This window comes from Synechococcus sp. UW69 (assembly GCF_900474185.1).
GTDB lineage: Bacteria > Cyanobacteriota > Cyanobacteriia > PCC-6307 > Cyanobiaceae > Parasynechococcus.
Window position 1 is genome coordinate 59,377 of record NZ_UCNW01000004.1, and the last position, 24,007, is coordinate 83,383.

21 protein-coding genes are annotated in these 24,007 nt (G+C 60.5%); 9 read left to right on the forward strand and 12 right to left on the reverse strand.

From position 1 onward, the window contains the following. Positions 1-39: 39 nt before the first annotated feature. From DXY29_RS01280 to rpsT, 10 genes are all read right to left on the reverse strand, one after another. Positions 40-852, reverse strand: a complete 813-nt coding sequence (locus DXY29_RS01280) for a HEAT repeat domain-containing protein (protein WP_115022225.1) — start codon at positions 850-852, stop codon at positions 40-42. A gap of 30 nt (positions 853-882) precedes the next feature. Next, entirely contained in the window at positions 883-1,008 is a 126-nt protein-coding gene (locus DXY29_RS13800) for a hypothetical protein (protein ID WP_255453122.1), read from the reverse strand. A gap of 30 nt (positions 1,009-1,038) precedes the next feature. Then, positions 1,039-2,793 (reverse strand): sodium:solute symporter family protein, encoded by a 1,755-nt coding sequence (locus tag DXY29_RS01285; protein ID WP_115022227.1) that lies wholly within the window; start codon positions 2,791-2,793, stop codon positions 1,039-1,041. 66 nt (positions 2,794-2,859) lie between these two features. Next, positions 2,860-3,918, reverse strand: coding sequence for a 23S rRNA (adenine(2503)-C(2))-methyltransferase RlmN (rlmN, locus tag DXY29_RS01290; protein ID WP_115022229.1), 1,059 nt, complete (start codon positions 3,916-3,918; stop codon positions 2,860-2,862). After that, a complete protein-coding gene (locus DXY29_RS01295) occupies positions 3,915-4,067 on the reverse strand; it encodes a high light inducible protein (protein ID WP_115022606.1) in 153 nt (50 codons plus the stop codon). The genes rlmN and DXY29_RS01295 overlap by 4 nt, the downstream gene beginning before the upstream one ends. Before the next feature lie 35 nt (positions 4,068-4,102). Continuing rightward, a complete protein-coding gene (locus DXY29_RS01300) occupies positions 4,103-8,209 on the reverse strand; it encodes a DNA-directed RNA polymerase subunit beta' (RefSeq protein ID WP_115022231.1) in 4,107 nt (1,368 codons plus the stop codon). A 46-nt stretch (positions 8,210-8,255) separates the two neighbouring features. Further along, on the reverse strand, positions 8,256-10,160 hold the full coding sequence (locus tag DXY29_RS01305) for a DNA-directed RNA polymerase subunit gamma (RefSeq protein ID WP_115022232.1): 1,905 nt from the start codon (positions 10,158-10,160) through the stop codon (positions 8,256-8,258). A gap of 48 nt (positions 10,161-10,208) precedes the next feature. Continuing rightward, positions 10,209-13,502, reverse strand: coding sequence for a DNA-directed RNA polymerase subunit beta (rpoB, locus tag DXY29_RS01310; RefSeq protein WP_115022234.1), 3,294 nt, complete (start codon positions 13,500-13,502; stop codon positions 10,209-10,211). A 281-nt stretch (positions 13,503-13,783) separates the two neighbouring features. After that, a complete protein-coding gene (locus DXY29_RS01315) occupies positions 13,784-14,572 on the reverse strand; it encodes a TatD family hydrolase (protein WP_115022236.1) in 789 nt (262 codons plus the stop codon). A gap of 48 nt (positions 14,573-14,620) precedes the next feature. Continuing rightward, positions 14,621-14,917 (reverse strand): 30S ribosomal protein S20, encoded by a 297-nt coding sequence (gene rpsT, locus DXY29_RS01320; protein ID WP_115022238.1) that lies wholly within the window; start codon positions 14,915-14,917, stop codon positions 14,621-14,623. Positions 14,918-15,024: 107 nt separating this feature from the next. On the opposite strand from rpsT, the gene hisD reads away from it, so the two are divergent. After that, entirely contained in the window at positions 15,025-16,332 is a 1,308-nt protein-coding gene (gene hisD, locus DXY29_RS01325) for a histidinol dehydrogenase (protein ID WP_115022608.1), read from the forward strand. Here hisD and rpiA read toward each other — a convergent pair. Together rpiA and DXY29_RS01335 are read right to left on the reverse strand one after the other, a co-directional pair. After that, positions 16,325-17,044 (reverse strand): ribose-5-phosphate isomerase RpiA, encoded by a 720-nt coding sequence (gene rpiA, locus DXY29_RS01330; protein WP_115022240.1) that lies wholly within the window; start codon positions 17,042-17,044, stop codon positions 16,325-16,327. The two genes, hisD and rpiA, sit on opposite strands and share 8 nt — an antisense overlap. A 37-nt stretch (positions 17,045-17,081) precedes the next feature. Then, positions 17,082-18,152 carry a trypsin-like peptidase domain-containing protein gene (locus DXY29_RS01335; RefSeq protein ID WP_170952089.1) on the reverse strand — a complete coding sequence of 357 codons (1,071 nt, stop codon included), beginning with the start codon at positions 18,150-18,152 and terminating at the stop codon, positions 17,082-17,084. A 179-nt stretch (positions 18,153-18,331) separates the two neighbouring features. Here DXY29_RS01335 and grrP point away from each other — a divergent pair, with 179 nt between their 5' ends. The 8 genes from grrP to DXY29_RS01375 all read left to right on the forward strand — a co-directional run bounded on the left by grrP (position 18,332) and on the right by DXY29_RS01375 (position 23,963). Then, positions 18,332-19,192, forward strand: coding sequence for an extracellular substrate binding-like orphan protein GrrP (grrP, locus tag DXY29_RS01340; RefSeq protein ID WP_115022244.1), 861 nt, complete (start codon positions 18,332-18,334; stop codon positions 19,190-19,192). 40 nt (positions 19,193-19,232) lie between these two features. Next, the gene (gene grrA, locus DXY29_RS01345) at positions 19,233-19,634 is read left to right on the forward strand and encodes a GrrA/OscA1 family cyclophane-containing rSAM-modified RiPP (protein WP_115022245.1); all 402 of its coding nucleotides are present in this window, start codon (positions 19,233-19,235) and stop codon (positions 19,632-19,634) included. Beyond that, positions 19,631-20,818, forward strand: a complete 1,188-nt coding sequence (gene grrM, locus DXY29_RS01350; RefSeq protein ID WP_115022247.1) for a cyclophane-forming radical SAM/SPASM peptide maturase GrrM/OscB — start codon at positions 19,631-19,633, stop codon at positions 20,816-20,818. Before grrA ends, grrM begins: the two co-directional genes overlap by 4 nt. A gap of 11 nt (positions 20,819-20,829) precedes the next feature. Continuing rightward, positions 20,830-21,291, forward strand: coding sequence for a hypothetical protein (locus DXY29_RS01355; protein WP_244279274.1), 462 nt, complete (start codon positions 20,830-20,832; stop codon positions 21,289-21,291). A 58-nt stretch (positions 21,292-21,349) separates the two neighbouring features. Then, positions 21,350-21,607, forward strand: a complete 258-nt coding sequence (locus DXY29_RS01360; protein ID WP_115022249.1) for a hypothetical protein — start codon at positions 21,350-21,352, stop codon at positions 21,605-21,607. A 109-nt stretch (positions 21,608-21,716) separates the two neighbouring features. Continuing rightward, the gene (rimP, locus tag DXY29_RS01365) at positions 21,717-22,184 is read left to right on the forward strand and encodes a ribosome maturation factor RimP (RefSeq protein WP_115022251.1); all 468 of its coding nucleotides are present in this window, start codon (positions 21,717-21,719) and stop codon (positions 22,182-22,184) included. A gap of 52 nt (positions 22,185-22,236) precedes the next feature. Continuing rightward, positions 22,237-23,688 (forward strand): transcription termination factor NusA, encoded by a 1,452-nt coding sequence (gene nusA, locus DXY29_RS01370; protein ID WP_115022252.1) that lies wholly within the window; start codon positions 22,237-22,239, stop codon positions 23,686-23,688. Beyond that, on the forward strand, positions 23,685-23,963 hold the full coding sequence (locus DXY29_RS01375; protein ID WP_115022254.1) for a YlxR family protein: 279 nt from the start codon (positions 23,685-23,687) through the stop codon (positions 23,961-23,963). The genes nusA and DXY29_RS01375 overlap by 4 nt, the downstream gene beginning before the upstream one ends. Positions 23,964-24,007 lie beyond the last annotated feature (44 nt).

The following is a 24,007-nucleotide window of genomic DNA, read 5'->3' on the forward strand; positions in this document are numbered from 1 at the left end:
GTCACCGCTGATTGTTGCCTTCCTCGTTACATAGCCCTGTTACAGGATGAATCCGTCGTTGATCAACGTCTGCAGACGTTCCAGCACCAGCGGATCCTCCAGTTGTTCGAGAGCGGTTCTGGCCTCATCACGCACGGAAATCTCACCGTCGTGGAGCAGGGCACTGACCAGAGCTTCAACAATCTCGGCTTGCCGCGGTTGCACCAGCTGATCGATCAAACGACCCAAGGCCCAAATGCAGTTGCTGCGCACCACCGCTTCGCTGTCGATGCGCAGGCTTACAAGCAGTTGCCCCGCAGCGGGGTCTGCCTTCACCGGTGAACGGCTGCCGGCCTCAGCTAACGAGCCTGGACACCACAGGCGAACAGCAGCGACATCCGTCTGCAAGGCACGGATGAGCGGATTGAGCACCGGCGCATCCGGAAAATTGCCCAGACTCCAAGCCGCGGCCTTACGGACGTAGGCATTGGCATCCATCTGCAGCAGCTGCAGCAGCGGTTCAACGGCCGGAGGCGATGGATTACGACCCAAGGCGTAGACCGCACTCATCCGTTCCACTGGACAGGAGTTCTGCAGCAGAGGCAGCAGCAAGGCGATCGCCCTGGGGTCGCGGTATTCGCAAAACACTTGCAAACCCTGCAAACGTTCTCCGTGTTTGCCCCGCAACCAGATCAGAGCCTGGTCACAGGCCCTGGCAATCTCCAGGGAGGAATCCTGATCGGTGTTGTCGAGCTGGATCGCATCAAGCGGATCCACGTCCTCTTCGGCCGCCAGCTCGCGCGCCAGAAGTTCAGGATCCACGGAAAGGTTGGAGAGCCCCTGGTCCTTCTGTTGGCTGCGATCGTCAGTCATGGATCGATGCTACGGGAGGCATTCCAGGGCTCAACCCATCGGAGCTGGAGCCAGCATGTCACCGGGGAGCCAGATCCGCGCACTCACGGCCACCAACGCCAGAACGAACAGAAGAACAATCAGAGCCGGCAGAAGGGTGGAACGAAAAAACGACACCGGAACACTGCAACCAAGGCGCCATTCTGCTCAAGACGACACGGTATCGACACGCCGCCGCAGTTGCCAGATCGAGAGGATCAGAACCGACAGACCAATCCAGCCAGTCCACTGCTGGTGCAACAGAAACCCACCCGTCCCGAGCAAGCCGCCGAACAGCACACCGCAAGCGAGAACGAAGCGACGCAACATCGCAGGTAGGGACTCCATGGGCATGACGCCAAAGCGCTGGCGAAGACGTGCCCAACCAGGTCCCGGAGGGCGAACCGTCCGCACAAACTGCTCCAAGACAGCATCCGATTCCGGAGGCGTGGTCAGCATCACAGCCAACCAGACCACCGCTGAGAGGCCGGTGATCACCGCAATGCGAACCCCGTAATCCTCAATCCGAACCAGGGGAACCACAGACGTGAACACACCCACAAAAAAGCCGCAAAGCATGGCCGACAGCTCAGCCGCTGCGTTGACCCGCCACCAGAACCAGCGCAGCACCAGGACCACACCCGGGCCTGAACCGATGGCGATCACCAGGCGGAACACCGCACCGATGCTGTCGCTGATCAGGGCTGTAATCACGCCCAGAACAAGCAGCAGAACAGTGGTGAGTTGCCCGATCAGCAACAGCTCCCGCGGAGTGGCGGAAGGACGAACAAACCGCTGATACAGGTCGTGGGTGAGGTAGCTGGCACCCCAATTCACCGATGTGCTCACGGTGCTCATGAACGCCGCCACCAGCGAGATCACCACCAGGCCGAGCGCCACGGGGGGCAACAGTTGCACCGCAAGGGCTGGATAGCCCAGCTCCAGATCAGCGCCGGCCGGCAACAGCACCAGAGCCGCCAGAGCAACGACGATCCAGAGCCAGCTGCGCACGAGGTAATTCACCACAAGGAACACCCACCCCGCCAACCGTGCCTGCTGCTCATCACGGGTGGCCAGCATCCGCTGGATGAACTCACCCCCCCCATCGCTGCGGCGGAAACTCCACCACTGCACAGCGATATAGGCCGTAAACATCGGGATGCTGATGCCACTGCCCTGCAACCAACTGAAGCCAGACTCATCCCAGGTCCAAGGCACCAGAGACAGCAGCTCAGGCCTCTGCAAGGCCTGCAGTTGCTCCAGAAGAGCCGTCATTCCGCCTGCTGCATGCAGGGCAGCCACGGCCACGGCCAGGGCACCCGCCAACGCCAGCACAAGCTGGACCAGATCGGTGACCACAACAGCCCAAAGGCCACCGGCAACGGTGTAGCTCATCACGAGCAGGGCCACGACCATCAACAACCAGACCGTGTCTGTGAGCCCCAGGGCAGCAGGTTGACCGGACACCAGGCCCAGGGCTTCCACCACCTTGCGAAGCGCGAGGAAGGCATAACCGATGCCGATGCAGTTGACCGGCACGGCCAGTAGGAAGGCTTTGATGCCTCGCAGCCATGCCGCCGCCGGACCGCCGTAACGCAACTCGGTGAAAGCCGCATCGGTCAGCACGCCACTACGCCGCCAGAGGGGCGCAAACACAACAGCCATCGCCACATGGGCCAAACCAAAACTCCACCACTCCCAGTTCCCCGCCAAGCCGCGTGCGCCCACGAGGCCAGCGACGTACAGCGGCGTGTCGATGGAGAAGGTGGTGGCGGCCATCGATGCACCAGCGAGCCAACCGTTGAGACGACGGCCGGCCACGAAATAATCCTCTTCGCCGCTGTTGCGGCGCGAGAGCCACAACCCCAGCATCAGGGTGAGGGCGAGGTAGGCACCAAGAAGCAGCCAGTCGATTGCTGTCATTCGAAGACCCTGTTCAGCAGCAGTCTGCTGATGAACACGCCATCAGCCCACCGTTCGTCCCAACGTTCAGCTCTCTGCGGAGCTCGAGGTCATCTGCTGACGCCGTAGCTGGCCGCAGGCTGCATTCTGGTCAAGCCCGCGGCTGGCCCTAAGGCTGACGGCGACACCACGTCGTTCAAGAACACGACGAAACGCCTCGATCCGCTGCGGCGTCGGCCGCTTGAACTCCTCCTCCTCAATCGGGTTGTAGGCGATGAGGTTTACATGGCTCTGGAAGCCACCAACGCGATCCGCTAGCTCTGCAGCGTGGTGGGGCTGGTCGTTGAGTTCACCGAGAAGGATGTATTCGAAACTCACCCGGCGACCGGTCACATCCAGATAGTGACGGCAATCATCAAGAAGAGCTTCATAGGGATAGGCATGGGCCGTGGGGATGAGCTCCTCGCGCAGCCTCTGGTTGGGCGCATGGAGACTCACAGCAAGGGTGAATTGGGCTCGCCCCAACCTCTGCATGGCCAATTCCGCAAGTTGCGGCAAGGTCTTCGGAACACCAACCGTGCTGACGGTGATGCGCCGTTGGCCGATGCCGAGATCATCATTAAGGCAGCGAATCGACTCCAGAACAGCCTCACTGTTCAGAAGAGGCTCACCCATACCCATAAAGACGATGTGGGAAGGACGTCGTTCCATCGCCTCACGCACACTCAGCACCTGATCCACGATTTCATGGGTCAGGAGCGAACGCTGCAGCCCCCCTTTTCCAGTGGCACAGAAGCGGCAGGCCATGGGACAACCCACCTGGCTGGAGACACAGACCGTGAGCCGCTGGTCGGTGGGAATGCCCACGGTTTCGATGGTCTCGCCGTCTTCTGTGGAAAGCAGCAGCTTGGTGGTGGCATCGGTTGCCACTGAACGATGCACTTCCTTCAGGCGACCGACATCAATGCCGTCCTCGAGCAGCGCGGCACGCCAGGTCTTGGGAAAGACAGTGATGTCTGCCAAGGAACGGGCACCCTTGGCATAAATCCAATCGTGGAGCTGACGGCCGCGGAACGGTTTCTGCCCCTGAGCAACCGCCCAGTCCTGCAGCTCGGCCGCACTGCGACCCAGCAGAGCCTGGCTCACCAGATCAGCAAACCATGGCCAAGCTTGATCTCCAACGCCATCAGGGCGATGAAGCCAAGCATGGCCAAGCGTCCGTTAAGCCGCTCGGTATGGGTGTGGAACCCATACCGGGGCAGGCGTCTCGTGGGGATCTCAGTGGGCTCAAGCATGGAAGGGTCTGCGACGGTGAACAATTGAGCGGAGCTCATTCGTCAGAGAGCAGGCCTTCCTCCTGAAGACCTTCAACGGCTTCAGCATCAACCACCTGCTCTTCCTTCAGCTCATTGTCGGCGTCCGGACGGGTGAACGCGGCGAAATTGCTCGCCGAGGGGTCGATGTTGTGGCGGGTGCGGGTGGCCTCAAGGTCGGCATCGCTGGGGTCATCCAGCACAGCACTGGCACTCGCCGCAGGAGGCATATCAACGGTGTAGTCGGGACGCAGGTTCTGCATGCGGCGGTAACCAGCGGGGTCCTCCGAAAGGATGTCGGGGTGGGGACCAGCCTCTTTCTGCAGCTCCTCTTCGAAACCACTGAAGCCTGTACCGGCAGGGATCAAGCGACCGATGATCACGTTCTCCTTGAGACCGCGCAGCCAGTCGCTCTTGCCTTCGATGGCGGCTTCCGTCAGGACCCGTGTCGTCTCCTGGAAGGAGGCGGCGGAGATGAAGCTGTCGGTGTTGAGCGACGCCTTGGTGATACCCAGCAGAACCGGCGTGAATTCGGCGGGAGCACCGCCCGTGATCGCCATTGCCTGGTTGGTGTCCTCCACCTGACGCAGTTCGATCAATTCACCCGGCAACAGGGTGGTGTCACCGGCATCCTCCACCCGCACCTTGCTGGTCATCTGACGCACAATCACTTCAATGTGCTTGTCGTCGATCGACACGCCCTGAGACTTGTAAACGTTCTGAACCTCAGTCACCAACCGGTGCTGCAGATTAGCGATCGCCTCCTGGGCGGCCTCCATCAGAGGCTTGCGGCTGCGCAGATCCTCGAAGTAGCACTCGAGAAGCTCGTGCGGGTTGATCGGGCCATCCGTCAGCAGTTCAGCAGCTGTGACCTGCTGACCATCGCTCACCATGATGTTGCGGCCAAGCAGGATCGGATATTCAGCGATGGCGTCATCGGCTTCGATCACATTGACGACGAGGGAATCGTCGTCTTCACCCTGCTTGATCTCAACGGTTCCGGGTTTCTTGCAGAGAATCGCGGATTCGCGGGGGCGACGGGCCTCCAGCAATTCTTCGATTCGGGGCAGACCCTGAACGATGTCACCCGTCTTCTGCCGCTCAAACACCAGCAGGGCCAGACCATCACCCCGTTGCACCAGGTCGCCATCGCGCACGTGCAGGAGGGAGTCCGGCGACACCATGTAGGGGCGTCCGAGACGCAGGGTGACGCTGTTACCGGAAACAGCCTCGATCTCACCACAGCAGCTGGCAGTTTCCCCATCAGCGAGAGGGTCGCCGTCGACAATCCGCTGACCGACGCTCACCACCGGCTTGCCGGAGGTGCTGAGGGTGGTGGTGTCTTCGGGGCGCTCGACGATCATCCGACGCACCGGGTCGGCTTCCGTCGCTTCTGGCAACTGCGCCAGGCCAGCCTGTTTGCAAAGGATTTGAGTGGTGGCAACAACATCGCCAGCCTTGACGGAGATACCGTCCTCAACCTGCAGCTCGGTATGGGTCGAACCGTGGCTGGAGTCAGACATGGTGTCGCGACGCACAAGGATCGACTCCAAGATCACGAGTCGCAGACGGGAAATGGTCTTGGCACGCTTGTCGGGAGCCTTCTCCACATCCACCGTCATCTGAGGGGTGGTGTCGAAGGTCTCCAGAAGCAGCTGCGTCTTCAGCAGCTCCACACCCTCGACTGACTTGACCAGTTCGTTGTCCTTGAAGGCCAGACGCTGGGTGGCCTTGATTCCGAGGTGAGGGCCATTGGCCTGCTTCACATGAGACAGCTCAGGCAGCTGGGCCTCATTGGGGATGGTGTATTCCTCAACCGGACGCAGCAGCAGGCCTTTTCCTTCAGGGGTCTCGACCGTCTGCACATACTTCATGGCATCAACAGACAGCCCTTTGGCGACGTCCTCGCCGGGGTTGACCATCTGGCCATCGCCCTCGAAACGCTCCAACGCCTTGGCATCCGTGCAGAGGTGGAACTCACCACTGCGGACGATGATTTCCCGCAGGATGTCGTTCTTCTGGGTAACAGTAACGATGCCGGCGGTCTGACTAAAGATGTCTTTGACAACCTCGGTGCCGGCCTCGATCCACTGACCGTCGGTGATCATCAACAGGGAGATGTCCTTGTTGATCTCGTGGGTTTCCTGGGGGATCCACAACAGGGTGCCGCCCTTGTTGACTTCGTAGCCGTTCTTGGCGGAACGGGCCTTCTTGATCGCCAGACCGGGTGCGAACTTCACCAGGCCACCGGTGCCGGTGCGGAAGCGATCATCAGCCAGTTCGGCAATGACCTCACCGGAACCGATCTTGCTGCCGGGGATGGTGTTGAGGCGATATCGGGTGCCGTCCTTGGCCTCGAGATTCCAGATCTCACCGGAGTGGGTGGACTCCTCAAGCAGCTTGAAGTCCTTGAGGGTCATCGCCGTGGTGACGATCTGCACCTCGCGGGAATCACCGATGGAATCGCGCAGGCGCACTTCACCGCCGTACTCACTGCGCTGGCTTGCCTCAGCCAGAACCTGACCCTCGGTGACTTGGGTCTCACCACCAACGACGGGCTGTGCGTTGGGCGGCAAGTTATAAACATCGCCCGAAAGCACCCACATCCGGCCGAGGCGCTGAGCCTTCAGGGTGATATTGCCCTGGCGGTCTGTGACTTCGCGGGGCTGAATCGCCTCCTCGTAGCGGACCTGGCCGGCCAGATCGCAGATCACATCCTTGGTGGCCTTCTCAACACTCTTCTTGACCGCACCAGCAGCGATCTGAGCCACCGTCACGTCGGCATCAATCTCGGCACCGTTATCGACAAACAGCAGGGAGCCGTTGGTGATCTCGATCTTCTGCGTCTTTCCTTTCCCGGAAGGCTTGATCGTGAGATTGAAGTCAACCTCAGCCTGTTGAGCGTTCACACCATGGGGCGTGCGGTAAGGGCGCACCCGCGCCTTGCTGCCGAACTCAACGGTGCCCGCAGCTTTGGAGCGAACCACACCGGTTTCAGCCGTGGACACACCACCGGTGTGGAAGGTCCGCATGGTGAGCTGGGTTCCAGGCTCACCGATCGACTGGGCAGCGATGATGCCGACGGCTTCACCCAGATCCACCAGTTCGTTGTGGGCCAGTGCCCAGCCGTAACACTTGCGGCAGACAGAACGGTTGGCTTCGCAGGTGAGCGGCGAGCGCACACTCACCGCGTTCACCCCAGCTGCCTCAAAGGCTTTGGACAGAGGCGGATCGATTTCGGTGTCGCGCTCAGCAAGCACCTCGCCATCCGCGTTTACCACCTGGGCGGCGGTCAGGCGACCCACAAGCCGGCTGCGGAACTTGCCATTCTCGGCCTCCACCACGATGTGGCGGGTGGTTCCGCAGTCGTCCTCACGGACGATCACATCCTGGGCAACGTCAACCAATCGACGGGTGAGGTAGCCGGAGTCAGCGGTACGAAGCGCTGTATCCACCAGACCCTTACGGGCGCCGTAAGAGGAGATGACGTATTCGGTAACCGTCAGACCCTCACGGAAGTTGGTGCGGATCGGAAGGTCAATAATTTCGCCCTGCGGGTTGGCCATCAGACCGCGCATGCCCACCAGCTGACGCACCTGGGACATGTTTCCCCGCGCGCCGGAGTTGGCCATCATCCACACCGAGTTGAGCGGTGCGTTCTCGTCAAAGTTCTTTTTGACGGCATCGACCAGACGCTCGTTGGTCTCGGTCCAGGTGTCGATCACCTTGGTGTGACGCTCAACCTCGGTGATTTCACCCAAGCGGTAACGCTCTTCGGTGGCCGTGATCTGTTCCTCGGCCTGGCCCAGCAGATCCTTCTTCGCCTCGGGCACCTTCAGGTCGTCGACGGAGATCGAGACGGCAGCTTGGGTGGCGTACTTAAAGCCGAGATCCTTGAGGTTGTCGGCCATAGACGAGGTCACCGCCGTGCCGTGGTTCTTGTAGGACCAGGCAACGAGCTGTTTAAGGGCCCGCTTGTCGATGACCTGGTTGCGGAACGGGGGCGGGGTCTTCGAGAGCGGACGGGATGCGCTCACAGGAGCCTCCTTGGCGGCCTTGGAGGCTTTGGAGGCTTTGGAGGCTTTGCTGGATTTGGACTTGCGGGATTTCGAGGAAGAGGTCATGGCTGCGCGCAGATCAGGAAAGGGAGGAAAGGGCGTCTGTTTTGATTCAGCCGGCGGCCACCGCGTCGATGATCGTGTGATTCATCACCACGCGGCCCACGGTGGTGAGGATGTAGCGACTAATCAGGGCACCGTCTTCATCGAAACGGTCGCGGCGGAAGCTCCACTGTTCAATGCGGGTGCCGTCACTGAGTGATTCGCTCTTGATGGGTGCATCCAGCTCGTCATCGTCTTGGACCTCGCCGTTGAAGCGAACCCAAACCCAATCGTGAAGACCGACGCGAGTGTCCTCGAAGGCGTGGATGACATCCTCCAGGCCCGCAAAGGTGCAGCTGCGGTCTCCGAACTCTGGCTTGGTCGCATCGGGCTGAAGCGCCGTCAGGTAGTAAGAGCCCAACACCATGTCCTGAGATGGAGTGATGATCGGCTCGCCTGTTGCAGGCGAAAGGATGTTGTTGCTGGCCAGCATCAGCATGCGGGCTTCGGTCTGAGCCTCGATGGCCAGAGGCACATGAACAGCCATCTGGTCGCCGTCAAAGTCAGCGTTAAAGGCTGGGCAGACCAGGGGATGGAGCTGAATGGCACGTCCATCCACCAACTTGGGTTCGAAGGCCTGAATACCGAGACGGTGCAGGGTTGGAGCCCGGTTCAACAGGATCGGGTGACCGTCGATCACCTCCTGCAAAACCTGCATCACTTCATCATCGGCACGCTGAATCAGCTTTTTGGCCGCCTTGATGTTGTTGACGATGTTCTGGCGGATCAGGCGGTGGATGACGAACGGCTGGAACAGCTCAATCGCCATCTCCTTTGGGAGACCGCACTGGTGCATCTTGAGCTTGGGACCCACCACGATCACGGAACGACCGGAGTAGTCGACCCGCTTACCCAACAGGTTCTGACGGAAGCGGCCCTGCTTGCCTTCGATGATGTCGCTCAATGACTTGAGCGGCCGGTTGTTGGCACCCACAACGGTGCGCCCGCGACGGCCGTTGTCGATAAGAGCGTCGACGGCCTCCTGCAACATCCGCTTTTCGTTGCGGACGATGATTTCGGGAGCCAGAATTTCCTGCAACCGAGCCAGGCGGTTGTTGCGGTTAATCACCCGCCGGTAGAGATCGTTGAGATCACTGGTGGCAAAGCGTCCACCATCGAGCTGCACCATCGGGCGCAGGTCAGGCGGAATCACTGGAATCACATCCAGCACCATCCACTCAGGACGGGCACTGGTAGCGATGAAGTTGTCGATCACGCGCAGACGCTTGATCAACTTGGCGCGCTTCTGGCCCTTGCTGCCATTGATCTCCTCACGCAGCTGCTCAGCAACCTCATCGAGGGTGAGATCTTCGAGTAGTTGCTTGAGAGCCTCGGCACCGATGCCCACCACCGGCTCGTTCTCGATCTCGGAGTCTTCGGCGTAGATCTCGTCTTCAATTTCCAGCCACTCGTCTTCGGTCAGCAGCTGCTTGTACTTCAGATCCTTGTGATCGCCGGGATCCAGCACCACATAGCAGTTGAAGTAGACGATCTGCTCAACATCCCGCAGGGGCATGTCCAGCAGGATGGCCACGTAGCTGGGAATCCCCTTCAGATACCAGACGTGGGAGACAGGAGCCGCCAGCTTGATAAAGCCCATGCGGTGACGACGCACGCGGCTCTCAGTGACCTCCACACCGCAGCGCTCACAAACGATGCCCCGGTGACGCACCCGCTTGTACTTACCGCAGTGGCACTCCCAGTCTTTGGAAGGGCCAAAGATCTTTTCGCAGAACAGCCCGTCCATCTCAGGCTTGAGGGTGCGGTAGTTGATGGTCTCCGGCTTGGTGACCTCACCGACAACCTGGCCGTTGGGCAGGGTGCGCTGTCCCCACTCCATCACCCGGTCGGGTGATGCGAGGGTGATCTTGACGTAATCGAAGTGGTTCTCGGTGCGGAGGTTGCTGTTGGTCATTGACGGTTATGGAAGAAGGAGCGGGGAATCGGTTCGTTCGTTGATCCGTCAGTCCTCGTCGTAATCCGCGACGCCGAGGGATTCGTAGGTGGGCCTGCTGGGGGTGCTGCGACGCGGGTTCACGTCCTGCATCAGATCCACTTCCTTGCCTTCATCGGTATAGACGGCGATGTCCAGACCAAGAGACTGAAGCTCACGCATCAGCACCTTGAAGGATTCCGGCGTACCTGGACGGGGGATCGGCTTGCCCTTGACGATTGCGTTGAGGGCCTCGTTGCGGCCCTGCATGTCATCGGACTTGACCGTGAGCAGTTCCTGCAGGGTGTAAGCGGCGCCATAGGCCTCAAGTGCCCAAACTTCCATCTCACCAAGACGCTGGCCGCCTTGCTGTGCCTTACCACCCAGAGGCTGCTGGGTGACCAAGGAGTAGGGGCCGGTGGAACGAGCGTGGATCTTGTCGTCCACCAGGTGGACCAGCTTGAGGAAGTGGGAATAGCCCACGGCCACGGGCTGGTCGAAGGGCAGTCCAGTGCGCCCATCACGCAGCTGGAGCTTGCCAGGATCTGCAGGGTCGTACACCCAACCCTTGCCGGGCTGCTTGGCGGCTTCCTTGAGGAAGGTCTCCACAGTCTGCTGAGACTTTTCAGCCCCATACATCTCATCGAAGGGAACGATGCGTACGCGGCAGTCCAAGTTGGACGCCGCCCAACCCATCAGCAGCTCAAACACCTGACCGACATTCATCCGGCTCGGCACACCCAGGGGGTTGAGCACGATGTCGACAGGGGTGCCGTCGGGGAGATAAGGCATGTCCTCCCGGGGAAGGATGCGGCTGATGATGCCCTTATTGCCATGGCGGCCTGCCATCTTGTCGCCGACCTGGATCTTGCGGCGCTGAGCCACATAAACCCTGACCACCATGTTGGCGCCAGGCGGCAGCTCATCACCCTGTTCACGGGTGTAGATGCGCACATCCACAACGCGGCCGCGCTCAGTGCCAGGCACGCGCAGGGAGTTATCGCGAACATCGCGAGCCTTTTCACCGAAGATCGCGCGGAGCAGCTTCTCCTCCGGCGGCTGATCGGATTCGCCCTTGGGCGTCACCTTGCCCACCAGGATGTCGCCGCTTTCGACGAAAGCACCCACGCGAATGATGCCCATCTCGTCGAGGTTGCCGAGGCTTTCCTCAGCGACGTTGGGAATCTCTCGGGTGATCTCCTCGGGGCCGAGCTTGGTCTGCCGCGCTTCGATCTCATACTTCTCGATGTGCACCGAGGTGTAGAGGTCGTCGGTAACCAGACGTTCGCTGACCAGCAGCGCGTCCTCGTAGTTGTAGCCCTCCCAAGGCATGTAAGCGATCAGAACGTTCTGTCCGAGGGCGATCTCACCACCTTCACAGGCCGAGCCATCCGCCATCACCTGGCCGACGATCACGGGATCGCCACATCGGACGATCGGACGCTGGTTCAGACAGGTGTCCTGGTTGGAGCGCTGGTACTTCTGCAAGAAGTGGGTGTGCTCATTACCGTCCTCGTCCTGAACAACGATGGCGTTGGCATCCACATAAGTGACGGTGCCATTCACCCGGGAGATCGGCACCATGCCGGAGTCGCGGGCCACTTGGGTCTCGAGACCGGTGCCCACCAGAGCACGCTCGGGGCGCAGCAGCGGCACAGCCTGACGCTGCATGTTGGAGCCCATCAGGGCCCGGTTGGCGTCATCGTGCTCCAAGAAGGGGATCAGGGACGTTGCCACGGAGATCACCTGAACCGGCGATAGGGCGACGTAGTCGACCTGCTCGGGGGGGACCTTCTCAAAATCCTGGCGATAACGCACAGGAATCAGATCCGCCGTGATCCGACCGTCGCCCTCGGTGGCCACGTCACCTGGGGCAACGCGCACTTCGTCTTCACGGTCCGCGGACAGATAGATCGGGTCACCTTCCTTGATGACGACACCGTTCTCCACCTTCCAGAACGGGGTTTCGATGAAGCCGTATTCGTTGACCCTGGCATGGGTCGCCAGGGAGTTGATCAGACCGGCATTGGGACCTTCCGGCGTCTCAATCGGACAGAGGCGGCCGTAGTGGGAGGGGTGAATATCGCGGACGGCAAAGCCAGCACGCTCACGGGTGAGACCTCCAGGTCCCAGGGCCGAGATACGGCGCTTGTGGGTCAGCTCAGCCAGGGGGTTGGTCTGATCCATGAACTGGCTCAGCTGGCTGGAGCCAAAGAACTCCTTGATCGCCGCCACCAGAGGTTTGGGATTCACCAACTGCGCTGGAGTCAGCGAATCGGTTTCACCGACGGTCATCCGTTCCTTGATGATCCGCTCCAGGCGGTTGAGACCGACCCGAACCTGGTTTTGCAGCAGTTCACCGACGGAACGCACCCGGCGGTTGCCGAGATGATCAATGTCATCGAGGGTGGCTCCGCCAACATCCAGCTCCAGGTTGATCAAGTAATCAAGGGTGGAAAGCACGTCCTCATGGGTGAGGGTGCGCACCGTGTCGGGGATGGTGAGGCGCAGCTTTTTGTTGATCTTGTAGCGACCGACCCTCCCGAGGTCGTAACGCTTTGGATCAAAGAAACGGGTCTGCAGCAGCTGCTGACCGCCGCTCACCGAGGGGGGTTCACCCGGACGAAGTTTCTTGTAAAGCTCTAGCAGTGCCTGGTCTTCCGAACTGATGCCCTCGTCATTAGCGGCATCGATCGACTTTTTATAGAACTCGGGATGACGCAGCTTGTCGAGCACGTCGTTGTCGGACAGCCCCATGGCACGCATGAGCACGTGCGCATTGATCTTGCGGGTCTTGTCCACACGGACGTGCAGCAAGTCGTTCTTGTCGGTCTCAAACTTCAGCCAGGCCCCCCGGTTGGGGATGACGCTGGCGTTGTATGTGCGCCGACCGTTCTTGTCCATTTCATCCTTGAAATAGACACCGGGGCTCCGCACGATCTGATTCACGATCACGCGCTCAGCACCGTTGATGATGAACGTGCCTCGCTCGGTCATCAGCGGCAATTCGCCGATAAAGACCTCCTGCTCTTTGATCTCACCGGTCTCCTTATTGACCAGACGGCAGGTGACATACATCTGCGAAGCAAAGGTCGCATCGCGACGCTTCGCCTCTTCCACATCGTGGCGGGGGCGCTTTAGGCGGTACTCGCTACCAATGAAGTGCAGCTCCAGCTTGCCGGTGTAATCCGTGATCGGAGAGAAGCTTTCCAGCTCCTCAATCAGACCTTGATCCAAAAACCACTTAAAGCTGGCCCGCTGCACCTCCACCAGATCAGGGAGGTAGGTGGCGGTCTTGGCGACCTGAATCGCGCTGCTGCTCATGCGGGGACCGGCAGAGAGGACGAAGGGACTGGGCAGGACTGGGTTGGCGGCAAAAGCTCACCCGACAGGACGATTCGCCACAACAGCGGCACCGACGGTTTCCAGGAAGGAACCGACAGAGCCGCTGCTGCTGTTCAGAAATCGCGGGTCAGATCAGCTGACGACGACAAGTGCACCGGAAGGAAATGGACGCTTCAGGCACCACGCACAAGAACGAATCCCACGCATGGCCAGGCCAATACAACATCTTACATATGGAGTCGACACTCTTGGAAGAGCAGTTAAGGGAGTCCAAACAAACGTCGGGCGTTGGCGGTGCTGCTGCAAGCCACGCTCTCGAGATCCACACCCCGCAGCTCAGCCACACGCGTCGCGACAGAGGCCACAAAGGCCGGCTCATTGCGCTTGCCGCGACGAGGCACGGGAGCCAAGAAGGGGCAATCGGTTTCCACCAAAAACCGATCTTCAGGCACCTGACGGGCGCAGTCGTGGGTGGGCTCAGCTTTGGGGAAGGTCACGGTGCCACTGAAGCTGATATACATCCCGAGCTCCAGGAACTGCTGCATTTCATCGGGAGTGCCGCCCCAGCAATGCATGACCCCCGCGGGACAACGGCCCTCCGCCTGACGGGCCCGAAGTTCAACCAGCATCGGCTCGGCGGCATCACGACAGTGAATGATCACCGGCAGGTTCAGCTCCACCGCCAGATCCAGCTGCGGACGCAGCACAGCAAGCTGCTCCTCCAGGTTCTTGTCGCGGAAGAGATCGAGCCCGAGTTCACCGATAGCGACCACCCGGTCATCCTCCAAAGCCGCCCGACGCAGCACCGCCACCGTGTCATCAGCCCAATGCTGGGTATCTAAAGGATGAACTCCAACTGAATACCGCATTTCAGGGAACCGATCAGCCAGTGCCCGGATCGCAGGAATTTCGGAAGGTTCAACGCAGGCATGCAACAGAGCGCCGACACCGGCCTCGCGCCAACGTGAGGCCACCTCGTCGAGGTCCTCGTCAAAATTGCGAAAGACGATGTGACAGTGACTGTCGATCAGCGTCGGAGTGGGAGACACAGCTGGGCCGAAACGCGCTTTCGGCCCATTCTGCCGGTTGAAACCGAATCAGCTGGCGGGCTCGAGAACCTTGCGCACCGCTGCACTGAGACGGGACTTCTGATTGGCACCATTGTTGCGATGCAGGACACCGACCTTCACCGCCTTGTCGATCTTGCTGAAGGCGGCACGCATCGAGCTCTGCACGGTGGTCTTGGCTTCGTCGCCAGGCGTTGCGCTGTAGGCGTCACAGGCGGTGAAGCAACGCTTCATCAACGTGCGCAGGGACGACTTGTAGGTGCGATTGCGCAGACGGTTGCGCTCAGCAATCTCAATCCGCTTCTTGGCTGACTTGTTATTGGCCACTGAGGCTTCAACGTTGCGAACAATCCAGCACCTTACTCCGTGGCAGGACCGCCTCCCAGTGTTGTCGAGTCCTAACTTGACTACATATTCCACTCTTACCTTTGTCTGTGAGCCAACCGGCCGTCGCTCCCCTGCGCATCGTGCGGGATCCGGAACAGGCCCAGACAGAACTGCAGCGCTTATCAAGCCGCACAACTCAGACCCAGCAAAGCGAAGCCAGAGAGCGGGTCGACGCGATTCTTGAAGCGGTGCGCGACCGCGGTGATGCGGCGATCGCAGACTTCACAGAACGATTCGATGGCTTTCGGCCTTTGCCGATGGCGGTTCCCCAGGAGGCGCTCGAGCAGGCCTGGACCACGCTGCCGACCAACCTGCGTGATGCTCTGGAGCTGGCCCATCGCCGCATCACTGATTTCCACCAACGCCAACGTCCCGCCGACCTAGCGGTAACAGGCCCCCATGGCGAGCAGCTCGGCCGGCGCTGGAGACCGGTGCAGCGGGCGGGTCTTTACGTGCCCGGCGGACGCGCGGCCTACCCCAGCACGGTGCTGATGAATGCGGTGCCAGCCCGTGTCGCCGGGGTGAAAGAGCTGATGATCTGTTCCCCCGCCGGCAGGGATGGCACGGTCAACCCTGTGGTGCTGGCAGCGGCCAACCTCGCCGGCGTGAAGACGGTGTTCCGCCTCGGGGGAGCCCAAGCCATTGCCGCCATGGCCTACGGCAGTGAAAGCGTGCCCAAAGTGGATGTGATCAGTGGTCCAGGCAACCTGTACGTCACCCTTGCGAAACAAGCGGTTTACGGCCAGGTGGCCATCGATTCCCTGGCAGGCCCAAGCGAGGTGCTGGTGATTGCCGACCACTCCGCACAGCCGGATCAGGTGGCTGCGGATCTGCTGGCGCAGGCTGAGCACGATCCTCTGGCGGCGGCGGTGCTGATCACCACCGACCATGCTCTGGCCGACGGGATCAACGCCGCGGTCGCCGAGCAGCTCACCAACCACCCCCGTCGCGAGATCTGCGAAGCCGCACTGCGGGACTGGGGGCTGGTGGTGGTGTGCGACGACCTCGAGAGCTGTGCACGCCTGAGCGACAGCTTCGCTCCGGAACATCTAGAGCTCCTGGTCGAACGTCCCGAACCTCTGGCAGATCGGATCCAGAACGCTGGAGCCATTTTCCTGGGCCCCTGGTCTCCGGAAGCCGTTGGGGATTACCTAGCAGGTCCGAACCACACCCTGCCCACCTGTGGAGCCGCGCGTTTCAGTGGAGCGCTGAGCGTTGAAACCTTCATGCGCCACACCTCACTGATCGGATTCAACCGGGCTGCTCTGGAAGCAACAGGTTCAGCTGTGCAGGAGCTGGCCACCAGTGAAGGCCTGCACAGCCACGCCGAATCGGTGCGACGGCGCCTCAGCTGAGGCGCTTCTCCAGGCTGCGGACCCCCGCCACGCCATCAGCGATCTCGCCCACCAACACCTCATCGGTGATGTTGACGAACAATCCGTTTTCCAGCACTCCTGGGATGTTGTTGATGGTCTGCTCCAGGGCCACCGGATCGGTGATGCCTCCATTGAGCTTGGCGTCCAACACCAAATTGCCCTGATCCGTGACCACGGGGCCGGCCTTGCGCTGGGCCATCCGCAGTTCAGCAGTACCCCCCAGGGCTTCCAGCTGCTGCTTCACCTGGCGCCAGGCGCCCGGAAGAACTTCAACAGGCAGCAGAAAACTGAGGTTGAGACGATCCACAAGTTTCGTGGAATCCACCACCACCACAAAACGATCGGCCCGTGCCGCTACGAGTTTTTCCTGCACATGGCAAGCACCACCGCCCTTGATCAGCTGGAAGCCAGGATCGACTTCATCAGCACCGTCTATGGCCAGATCAATGCGGTTGACGGCATTGAGGCTGAGCAAAGGGATGTTCAGCTCTGCGGCCAGCACCTCTCCCTGGAAGGAGGTGGTGACACCAACGATGTCTTTGAGTTGGCCGCTGGCGAGCTTGGCACCCAGGCCTTGAATCATTAGTGCGGCAGTCGACCCAGATCCCAGCCCCAGCACCATGCCGTCTTTGATCTGTTCAACAGCGGCATCGGCCACTGCCTGCTTCATCTGGGTCTGAAGATCAGCCATCAGGTCTCGTCCTTTGGGCGCGACCGTAGCAAGGGTTTCAAGCCATTCCAGGCAGGGGCTCAGGTTTGACCGACAGGGTCAACTCGCGACCCGCTCGCAGCACCTTTAAGGGCAGTGGAGCATTGATGGCAGCAGCATCCACCACTTCCAGAAGCACCTGAGGATCGGGGATGTCGCGATCATCAGCAGTGATCAAAAGATCACCGCGGCGCAGGCCCGCTTTTTCGGCCGGGCCATCGGGAAGCACGGCTTGAACTAGAGCACCGCTGCGTTCCGGCAGCTGCACAAGGGCATTGGGATCCTTGTTGTGCTCGCGCGCGATCCGGGGCGTGAGAGCGACCAATTGAAGGCCGATATAGGGATGCACCACCTCACCCTGCTGCTGCAGCTGATCGGCCACCCTGCGGGCCAGGTTGATCGGGATGGCAAAACCAAGGCCAGCCCCAGGGCCAGAACGCACCAAGGTATTAATCCCAATCACTTGGCCATCACCGTTCACCAAGGGGCCGCCGGAATTACCGGGGTTGATGGCGGCGTCGGTCTGAATCAGTTCAAGCCGTTTGTCAGCAAAACCAAGACTGTTGATGTTGCGATGCAGGCTGCTGACAATTCCTAGGGTCACCGTGCGTTCCAGTCCAAATGGAGTGCCGAGGGCGATCGCCCAATCGCCCACTTGCATGGCTTCGGAGTCACCCAGGGGAGCCCGCGGCGGCAATTGATCACCCTCAAGACGCACTAGGGCCAGATCCGTCACGGCATCGGTGCCCACCACCCGGCCATCGCGTTGATCCCCGTTGGCCAGTGTGACGCTGACGGACTCCACACGATCCACCACATGAGCGTTGGTGAGCACAAGCCCCTGGGGATCAATCACCACACCGGAGCCTTGACCACGTTCCCGCCCCGGACCCGCAGGCGGGTCACCCAGCAGATCCCGCAGCAACGGATCGAGAAGCGTGGGATCAAACGGCTGCCGTTCAATGGTGCGCTCGGTATCGATCCGAACTACAGCCGGGGCCACCCGCTGAACGGCATCGGCTACAAAGCTGTGCTCTAGAGCCTGCACGGACGCTCCATCACCGACAAAGCAGGCCACTGCCACCAGCACTACCAACAGTTGACGCAGGGCGTACCGCAACACCAGGACCGACGAATTGACTTCTTTTTATCGGATCCAGCCGGGGAAGCGGGCGTTGGTCCCGATCGATCGCAATCTCAGAACGCCCATTGCAATTGGAGGACAAGCCTAAAAAATCCAGCTAAGAATCAAGCAAACGCAGTTTTCGCATGCGTGCATTTCTGGCTCCAGCGGCAGCGCTGCTTGCCCTGGCTGGTCCAGTTGCCCTGACTCCACAAGCCTCCGCGGAAAGCACAACGCTTAAGGCGGTGATTTTTGAGGAAGTCAAGCCGCTGTATCAAAAAACCGACACCGGCTACGAAGGCCTCGGGGTTGATGTTCTCGAACAGATCCGGATTCAGGCCAACCGCCGCAACGTGACTTACCGAGTCGCGTCTTCCGTCAATGACGGCATTGGTGCCGTCATCACCGGCAAGGCCGACATCGCCTGTGGTGTGGCCTTCACCTGGGGCCGCTCCACTCAGGTCACTTACAGCCTTCCCTTCGGCGTCGGTGGCACACGGCTGCTGATGGCCAGAGATACCAGCATCGATGGAACCCCTGACTCGTTGGCAGGAGAAACCATCGGCGTGGTCAAGGACACCGCCTCCGCCAAGGTTCTGAAGAGCGTGGTGCCCGGCGCCACACTGAAAAACTTCGACACCCCTAAGGAAGCGTTGGATGCCTTCTACACGGGTGACGTTCCGATCCTCGGTGGTGGAACCCTCTGGTTGGCCGCCAACAGCCGAATCGACAAAACGGCTCTACTGCCCTTCCGCCCCTACGGCCGCTCGGGCATCAGCTGCATCGTCAAGCAGGACAACGGCAAGCTGCTCTCGTCCACCAACATCGCGTTGGGACAAATGATGCAGGCCTACATGGATGGTGATGCCGGAACGCGCCGCATGATCAACCGTTGGATTGGTCCCGGCAGCGATGTGGGCCTGAGCCAGGAAACAATTCGGTCTCTTTACGGCCTGATCCTCAGCATCACAGCAGAAATCAACACCCCAGCGACACCGGGAATCTGACTGTTCCGCGATTGCTTTCCTTCTTTATCAATCAACAGCCATGAAGCGTTCTCTCATTGCCTTTCAAGCACTGCTGGCCTCCAGCGCCGTGCTGTGCCAAACCGCCCAAGCCAGCTCCAGCTACAGCGCGCCTGAGCAACTCAACGGTCAGGCCAAAGCCAACAGCATCGAAGCCCGAATCGAAGCGGTGCGGAACACCGACTGGGGCAGCCTGCTCAAGGATCCTGAAATCGAAGGTGAGCTTGTTGCCAAGAGCAAATGGAAAAACGGCAAGGGCAAAAAGTTCGGCAACAGCCGTGGAAAAGGCAAGTGGGGCAACGGAAAGAGCGGCAACAAGTGGGGCAATAGCCGCCGCACCTGGGGCAACGGTGGCTACGGCGGTGGCTGGCGCAACGGTGGCGGTGGCTGGAAGAACGGTGGCGGCGGATTCGTGAACTGGTGATTGTTTCTTCCCCAAATGTCAGGCCCGACCTCAACCGGTTCGGGCCCATCGGCCTCGTGGTTGTGCAGTCGACATCGCTGTGCAACCTCGATTGCTCCTATTGCTATCTGCCGGATCGGCAGAAGAAGCGGGTTTTCGACCTCGATCTACTGCCTCTGTTGATCCAGCGGATTCTGGAAAGCCCCTATGCCGGGCCGGAGTTCGGACTTGTATGGCATGCCGGGGAACCGCTCACCCTGCCCACCAGTTGGTACGACGAGGCAACGGCGATCCTGCATCGCAGCCTCGAGCAGTTCAACGCCCAGGGGCTGGACTTCACCCAGCACGTTCAGACCAACGCAACGTTGATCAACGATGCGTGGTGCGACTGCTTCCGGCGCAACCGCATCGTGGTGGGGATCAGTGTGGATGGCCCAGAGGACATCCACGACGCCCACCGGCGCTTCCGCAATGGACGTGGCTCCCACGCCATGGCGATGAAAGGGATTGAAGCCCTGCATCGCAACGATGTGCCCTTCCACTGCATCTCGGTGGTCACCGCTGATGCCATGGAGCAACCGGAGCGGATGTATCGCTTCTTCCGGGACAACGGCATCACCGATGTGGGCTTCAACGTTGAGGAACAGGAGGGCATTCACACCAGCTCCTCGATGCAAGGCTCAGTCATGGAGGAGAAATATCGCGACTTCCTCCGGGCTTTCTGGCGCCTTAGCGAGCAAGACGGTCATCCCGTCGTGCTGCGGGAATTCGAGCAGGTGATCAGCCTGATTCAAGGCAACGAACGGATGACCCAGAACGAGCTCAATCGCCCGTTCTCGATTCTCAGCGTTGATTCGGATGGAAATTTCTCCACTTTCGACCCCGAGCTGCTGTCGGTTGCCAGCGACCGCTACGGCACCTTCAACCTCGGCAACCTGCGTGATCTGTCGTTGGTGGAGTCCACCAAAACCGATCAGTTCCGTCGCCTCCTGGCTGACATGAGCAGCGGTGTCGACACCTGCCACAAGGGCTGCGAATACTTCGGGCTCTGTGGTGGGGGCACCGGCAGCAACAAGTTCTGGGAGCACGGCAGCCTGGCAGCCAGCGAAACCAATGCCTGTCGCTTCGGCACCCAGATTCCTGTTCAGGTATTGCTGGAGCGGTTCGAAGAGGGTCCTCCCCTGACTCCCATCACACCCAATTGATCTGGTTCTCCATGCGGTCCATCGCTGTCCTGCCTGTCCTAGGCCTGCTGCTCATTCCGATGCAGGCCAGTGCCGCCTGCACCTTTCTGACTCCGGTGGGCGGCGGCGAGCCCATTGTGAAAAAAAAGGTGGAGCGTCCCAAAGGGCTCATCGGTAAAGCCGTCGGCCGCACCAACTGGAACACCGATTTCGTGGTGGATCAGCCCTACCGCAGTTTCAAGCTGTTTTTCACCGCCGATTCCAGCGACCCCAGCAGTTATCCCATTCAGGCCTTCCTCAAATTCAGCGATGGAAGCAACAGCAAGGTGGCCGATGAACAACTGCAGCCCCCAGTGGGCACCGGCCGCATGTTTGGGCCCTTCCAGCAGGTCTCAGGCAAGAGCATCAGCCAGGTGAATTTCCGGATCGGGGCCAACAGCGACCCGCAAGCCACTGGATTCAGCTACCGCATTTCCGTACAGGGCTGCCACTGATCGCACTGCGGCTCTTCAACCTTCTGCCTAGCTTCGGGCCAATTTGTGATCTTCAGCCTTGAGCGAATCCGCTGATTCACAACGATGTCAGATCTGCCAGGTCGTCATCGAGTCCTCCCCAGGACTACCGGACACTGTGCAGTTCAGCAATGGCCCCAAGGGCAGCCGCAGCAAACTTTGGAGTCGCGTCTGTCAGTACGTGACTGATCCGGACCGTCAGCGCATTTGCATCAATCAGGATTCCGAAGGTCGCGGCACCGAACAGGCTGGCGACGCTTTCCCCGATGCACCGCCCATCGATCTAGGCAAAACCTGACGGATGGCAGGCAGTCCCCTACATTGAAGGTGTGTCCGACGGGCATCTCCCTGCGGAGATCGGTCACAACTGAAATGCACGTCGGACCGACGTCCGCCCTCAGTTCGCGTTGCCTCATCCTCTGCTTCCGGATCTCGAAACGCTGGCCACCGACGTGGCCGCCCGCAAAGGCTTTGACCTTTGCGGCATCCAGCTGCTTACTCATATGAGCCCGATGACCCTGGAAGTGCAGATCCGCCACAGCAGTGGAGCGGATGTGAGCCTCGACGACTGCGCGGGTTTCAGCGGAATGCTTGGGGATGCCCTTGAGGCCTCCACCCTGCTCACTGACGCGTATGTTCTGGAGATCAGCAGTCCCGGAATCGGCGAGCAGCTGTCCAGCGATCGCGATTTTCAAACCTTCCGCGGCTTTCCCATCGAGGTCCATCACCGCGACAAGGGCGAGACCGAGCAACGCCTTGAAGGCCTCTTGCTTGAACGCGACGCCGACACGCTGCAGATCAACATTCGCGGGCGAGTTAAACGAATTCCCCGCGATTGCGTGATCGGTGTCCGCCTCACCAGTCCAAGCAGCTGAACCCAGCGTTCACCCCCCTCCAACCGCTCAACCCTTCCCTTAAACCAACGCGATGGCTCTCGTTCTTCTTCCAGGTCTCACCAATCTGATCGACGACATCAGTGAAGAGAAGAAGCTGCCACCTCAGGTTGTGGAAGCAGCCCTGCGGGAGGCCCTACTGAAGGGCTATGAGCGCTACCGGCGCACCCTTTACCTCGGGATCAGCGAAGACCCCTTTGACGAGGAGTACTTCAGCAACTTCGACGTCGGCCTTGACCTGGAAGAGGAGGGATACCGGGTTCTCGCCAGCAAAATCATTGTTGATGAGGTGGAAAGCGAAGACCACCAGATCGCCATTGCCGAGGTGATGCAGGTGGCTGATGATGCCCAGGTGGGCGACACGGTGGTGCTGGATGTCACCCCGGAGAAGGAGGATTTCGGCCGGATGGCCGCCGCCACCACCAAACAGGTGCTGGCCCAGAAACTGCGGGATCAACAGCGCCGCATGATCCAGGAGGAGTTCGCCGATCTGGAGGATCCGGTGCTGACCGCACGGGTGATCCGCTTCGAGCGCCAGTCAGTGATCATGGCGGTCAGCTCAGGCCTGGGGCGTCCGGAAGTCGAGGCGGAACTCCCCCGTCGCGATCAGCTGCCCAACGACAACTACCGCGCCAACGCCACCTTCAAGGTGTTCCTCAAAGAGGTCAGCGAAGTTCCCCGGCGGGGACCACAGCTTTTCGTCAGCCGCTCCAATGCCGGTTTGGTGGTCTACCTATTTGAGAACGAAGTTCCCGAAATTCAGGAGGGATCCGTACGGATCGTGGCCGTGGCCCGCGAGGCCAATCCACCCTCCCGTTCGGTGGGACCCCGCACCAAGGTGGCCGTCGACAGTATCGAGCGTGAAGTCGATCCCGTTGGTGCCTGCATCGGAGCCCGCGGCTCCCGCATTCAGCAGGTGGTGAACGAACTGCGTGGCGAAAAAATCGACGTCATCCGCTGGTCTCAGGATCCAGGTCAGTACATCGCCAATTCCCTCAGCCCCGCCAGGGTGGACATGGTGCGCCTCGTTGATCCGATGGGGCAGCATGCCCACGTGCTGGTTCCCCCCGATCAGTTGAGCCTGGCCATCGGCCGTGAAGGCCAGAACGTGCGCCTGGCCGCCCGACTCACCGGCTGGAAGATCGACATCAAGAACTCCACGGAGTACGACCAGGAAGCTGAGGATGCCGTAGTGGCTGAGTTGATCTCCCAGCGCGAGGAAGAGGAGGCCCTCCAGCAACAAGCTGAGGAACGCCTGGCCGCCGAACAGGCTGCTCGGGCAGAAGAAGATGCACGCCTGCGGGAGCTGTACCCGCTGCCCGAGGACGAGGAGGAGTACGGCGAAGAGCAGGCCGAGCAGGAATTCACGGAAGAGGAGCCCGCCGCGGTTGAAGCCGACACTGAAATCGACGCTGAGCCAGAAGCTGATGCCACGGAGGCTGAGGCTGAGGTGGACGCCGATGCCGACCAGGAGCAGGTCCGGTGAGTGAGCGCCCCGTCCTGCGTCGCTGCGTGGCCTGCCGCCAGCTCTTGGATCGCCGCCAACTCTGGAGGGTGATCCGCGACCATCAGGACGGAGTTCTCCTCGATGCAGGGATGGGCCGATCGGCCTATCTCTGTCCCGAGGAAAACTGCCTTGAGGAGGCAACCCGTCGCAAACGCCTACAGAAAGCCCTGCGTTGTCAGGTGCCCGAAACAGTGCTTGCGGTGTTGAAACAGCGGCTTATCCAGACCCCTGGTGAATCCGCTGAGGCAGACTGAACATTGGCCCCACTGTGTGAGTGGCCACCGCGGCATTCCATGCC

Coding starts and splice junctions, on each gene's coding strand:
- DXY29_RS01285 (WP_115022227.1), bottom strand. CDS start 2,793: ATGACAGCAATCGACTGGCTGCTTCTTGGTGCCTACCTCGCCCTCACC.
- rpoB (WP_115022234.1), bottom strand. CDS start 13,502: ATGAGCAGCAGCGCGATTCAGGTCGCCAAGACCGCCACCTACCTCCCT.
- DXY29_RS01300 (WP_115022231.1), bottom strand. CDS start 8,209: ATGACCTCTTCCTCGAAATCCCGCAAGTCCAAATCCAGCAAAGCCTCC.
- grrP (WP_115022244.1), top strand. CDS start 18,332: ATGCGTGCATTTCTGGCTCCAGCGGCAGCGCTGCTTGCCCTGGCTGGT.
- rpiA (WP_115022240.1), bottom strand. CDS start 17,044: ATGGCTGATCTTCAGACCCAGATGAAGCAGGCAGTGGCCGATGCCGCT.
- nusA (WP_115022252.1), top strand. CDS start 22,237: ATGGCTCTCGTTCTTCTTCCAGGTCTCACCAATCTGATCGACGACATC.
- grrA (WP_115022245.1), top strand. CDS start 19,233: ATGAAGCGTTCTCTCATTGCCTTTCAAGCACTGCTGGCCTCCAGCGCC.
- DXY29_RS01305 (WP_115022232.1), bottom strand. CDS start 10,160: ATGACCAACAGCAACCTCCGCACCGAGAACCACTTCGATTACGTCAAG.
- DXY29_RS01295 (WP_115022606.1), bottom strand. CDS start 4,067: ATGCTTGAGCCCACTGAGATCCCCACGAGACGCCTGCCCCGGTATGGG.
- DXY29_RS01280 (WP_115022225.1), bottom strand. CDS start 852: ATGACTGACGATCGCAGCCAACAGAAGGACCAGGGGCTCTCCAACCTT.
- DXY29_RS01355 (WP_244279274.1), top strand. CDS start 20,830: ATGCGGTCCATCGCTGTCCTGCCTGTCCTAGGCCTGCTGCTCATTCCG.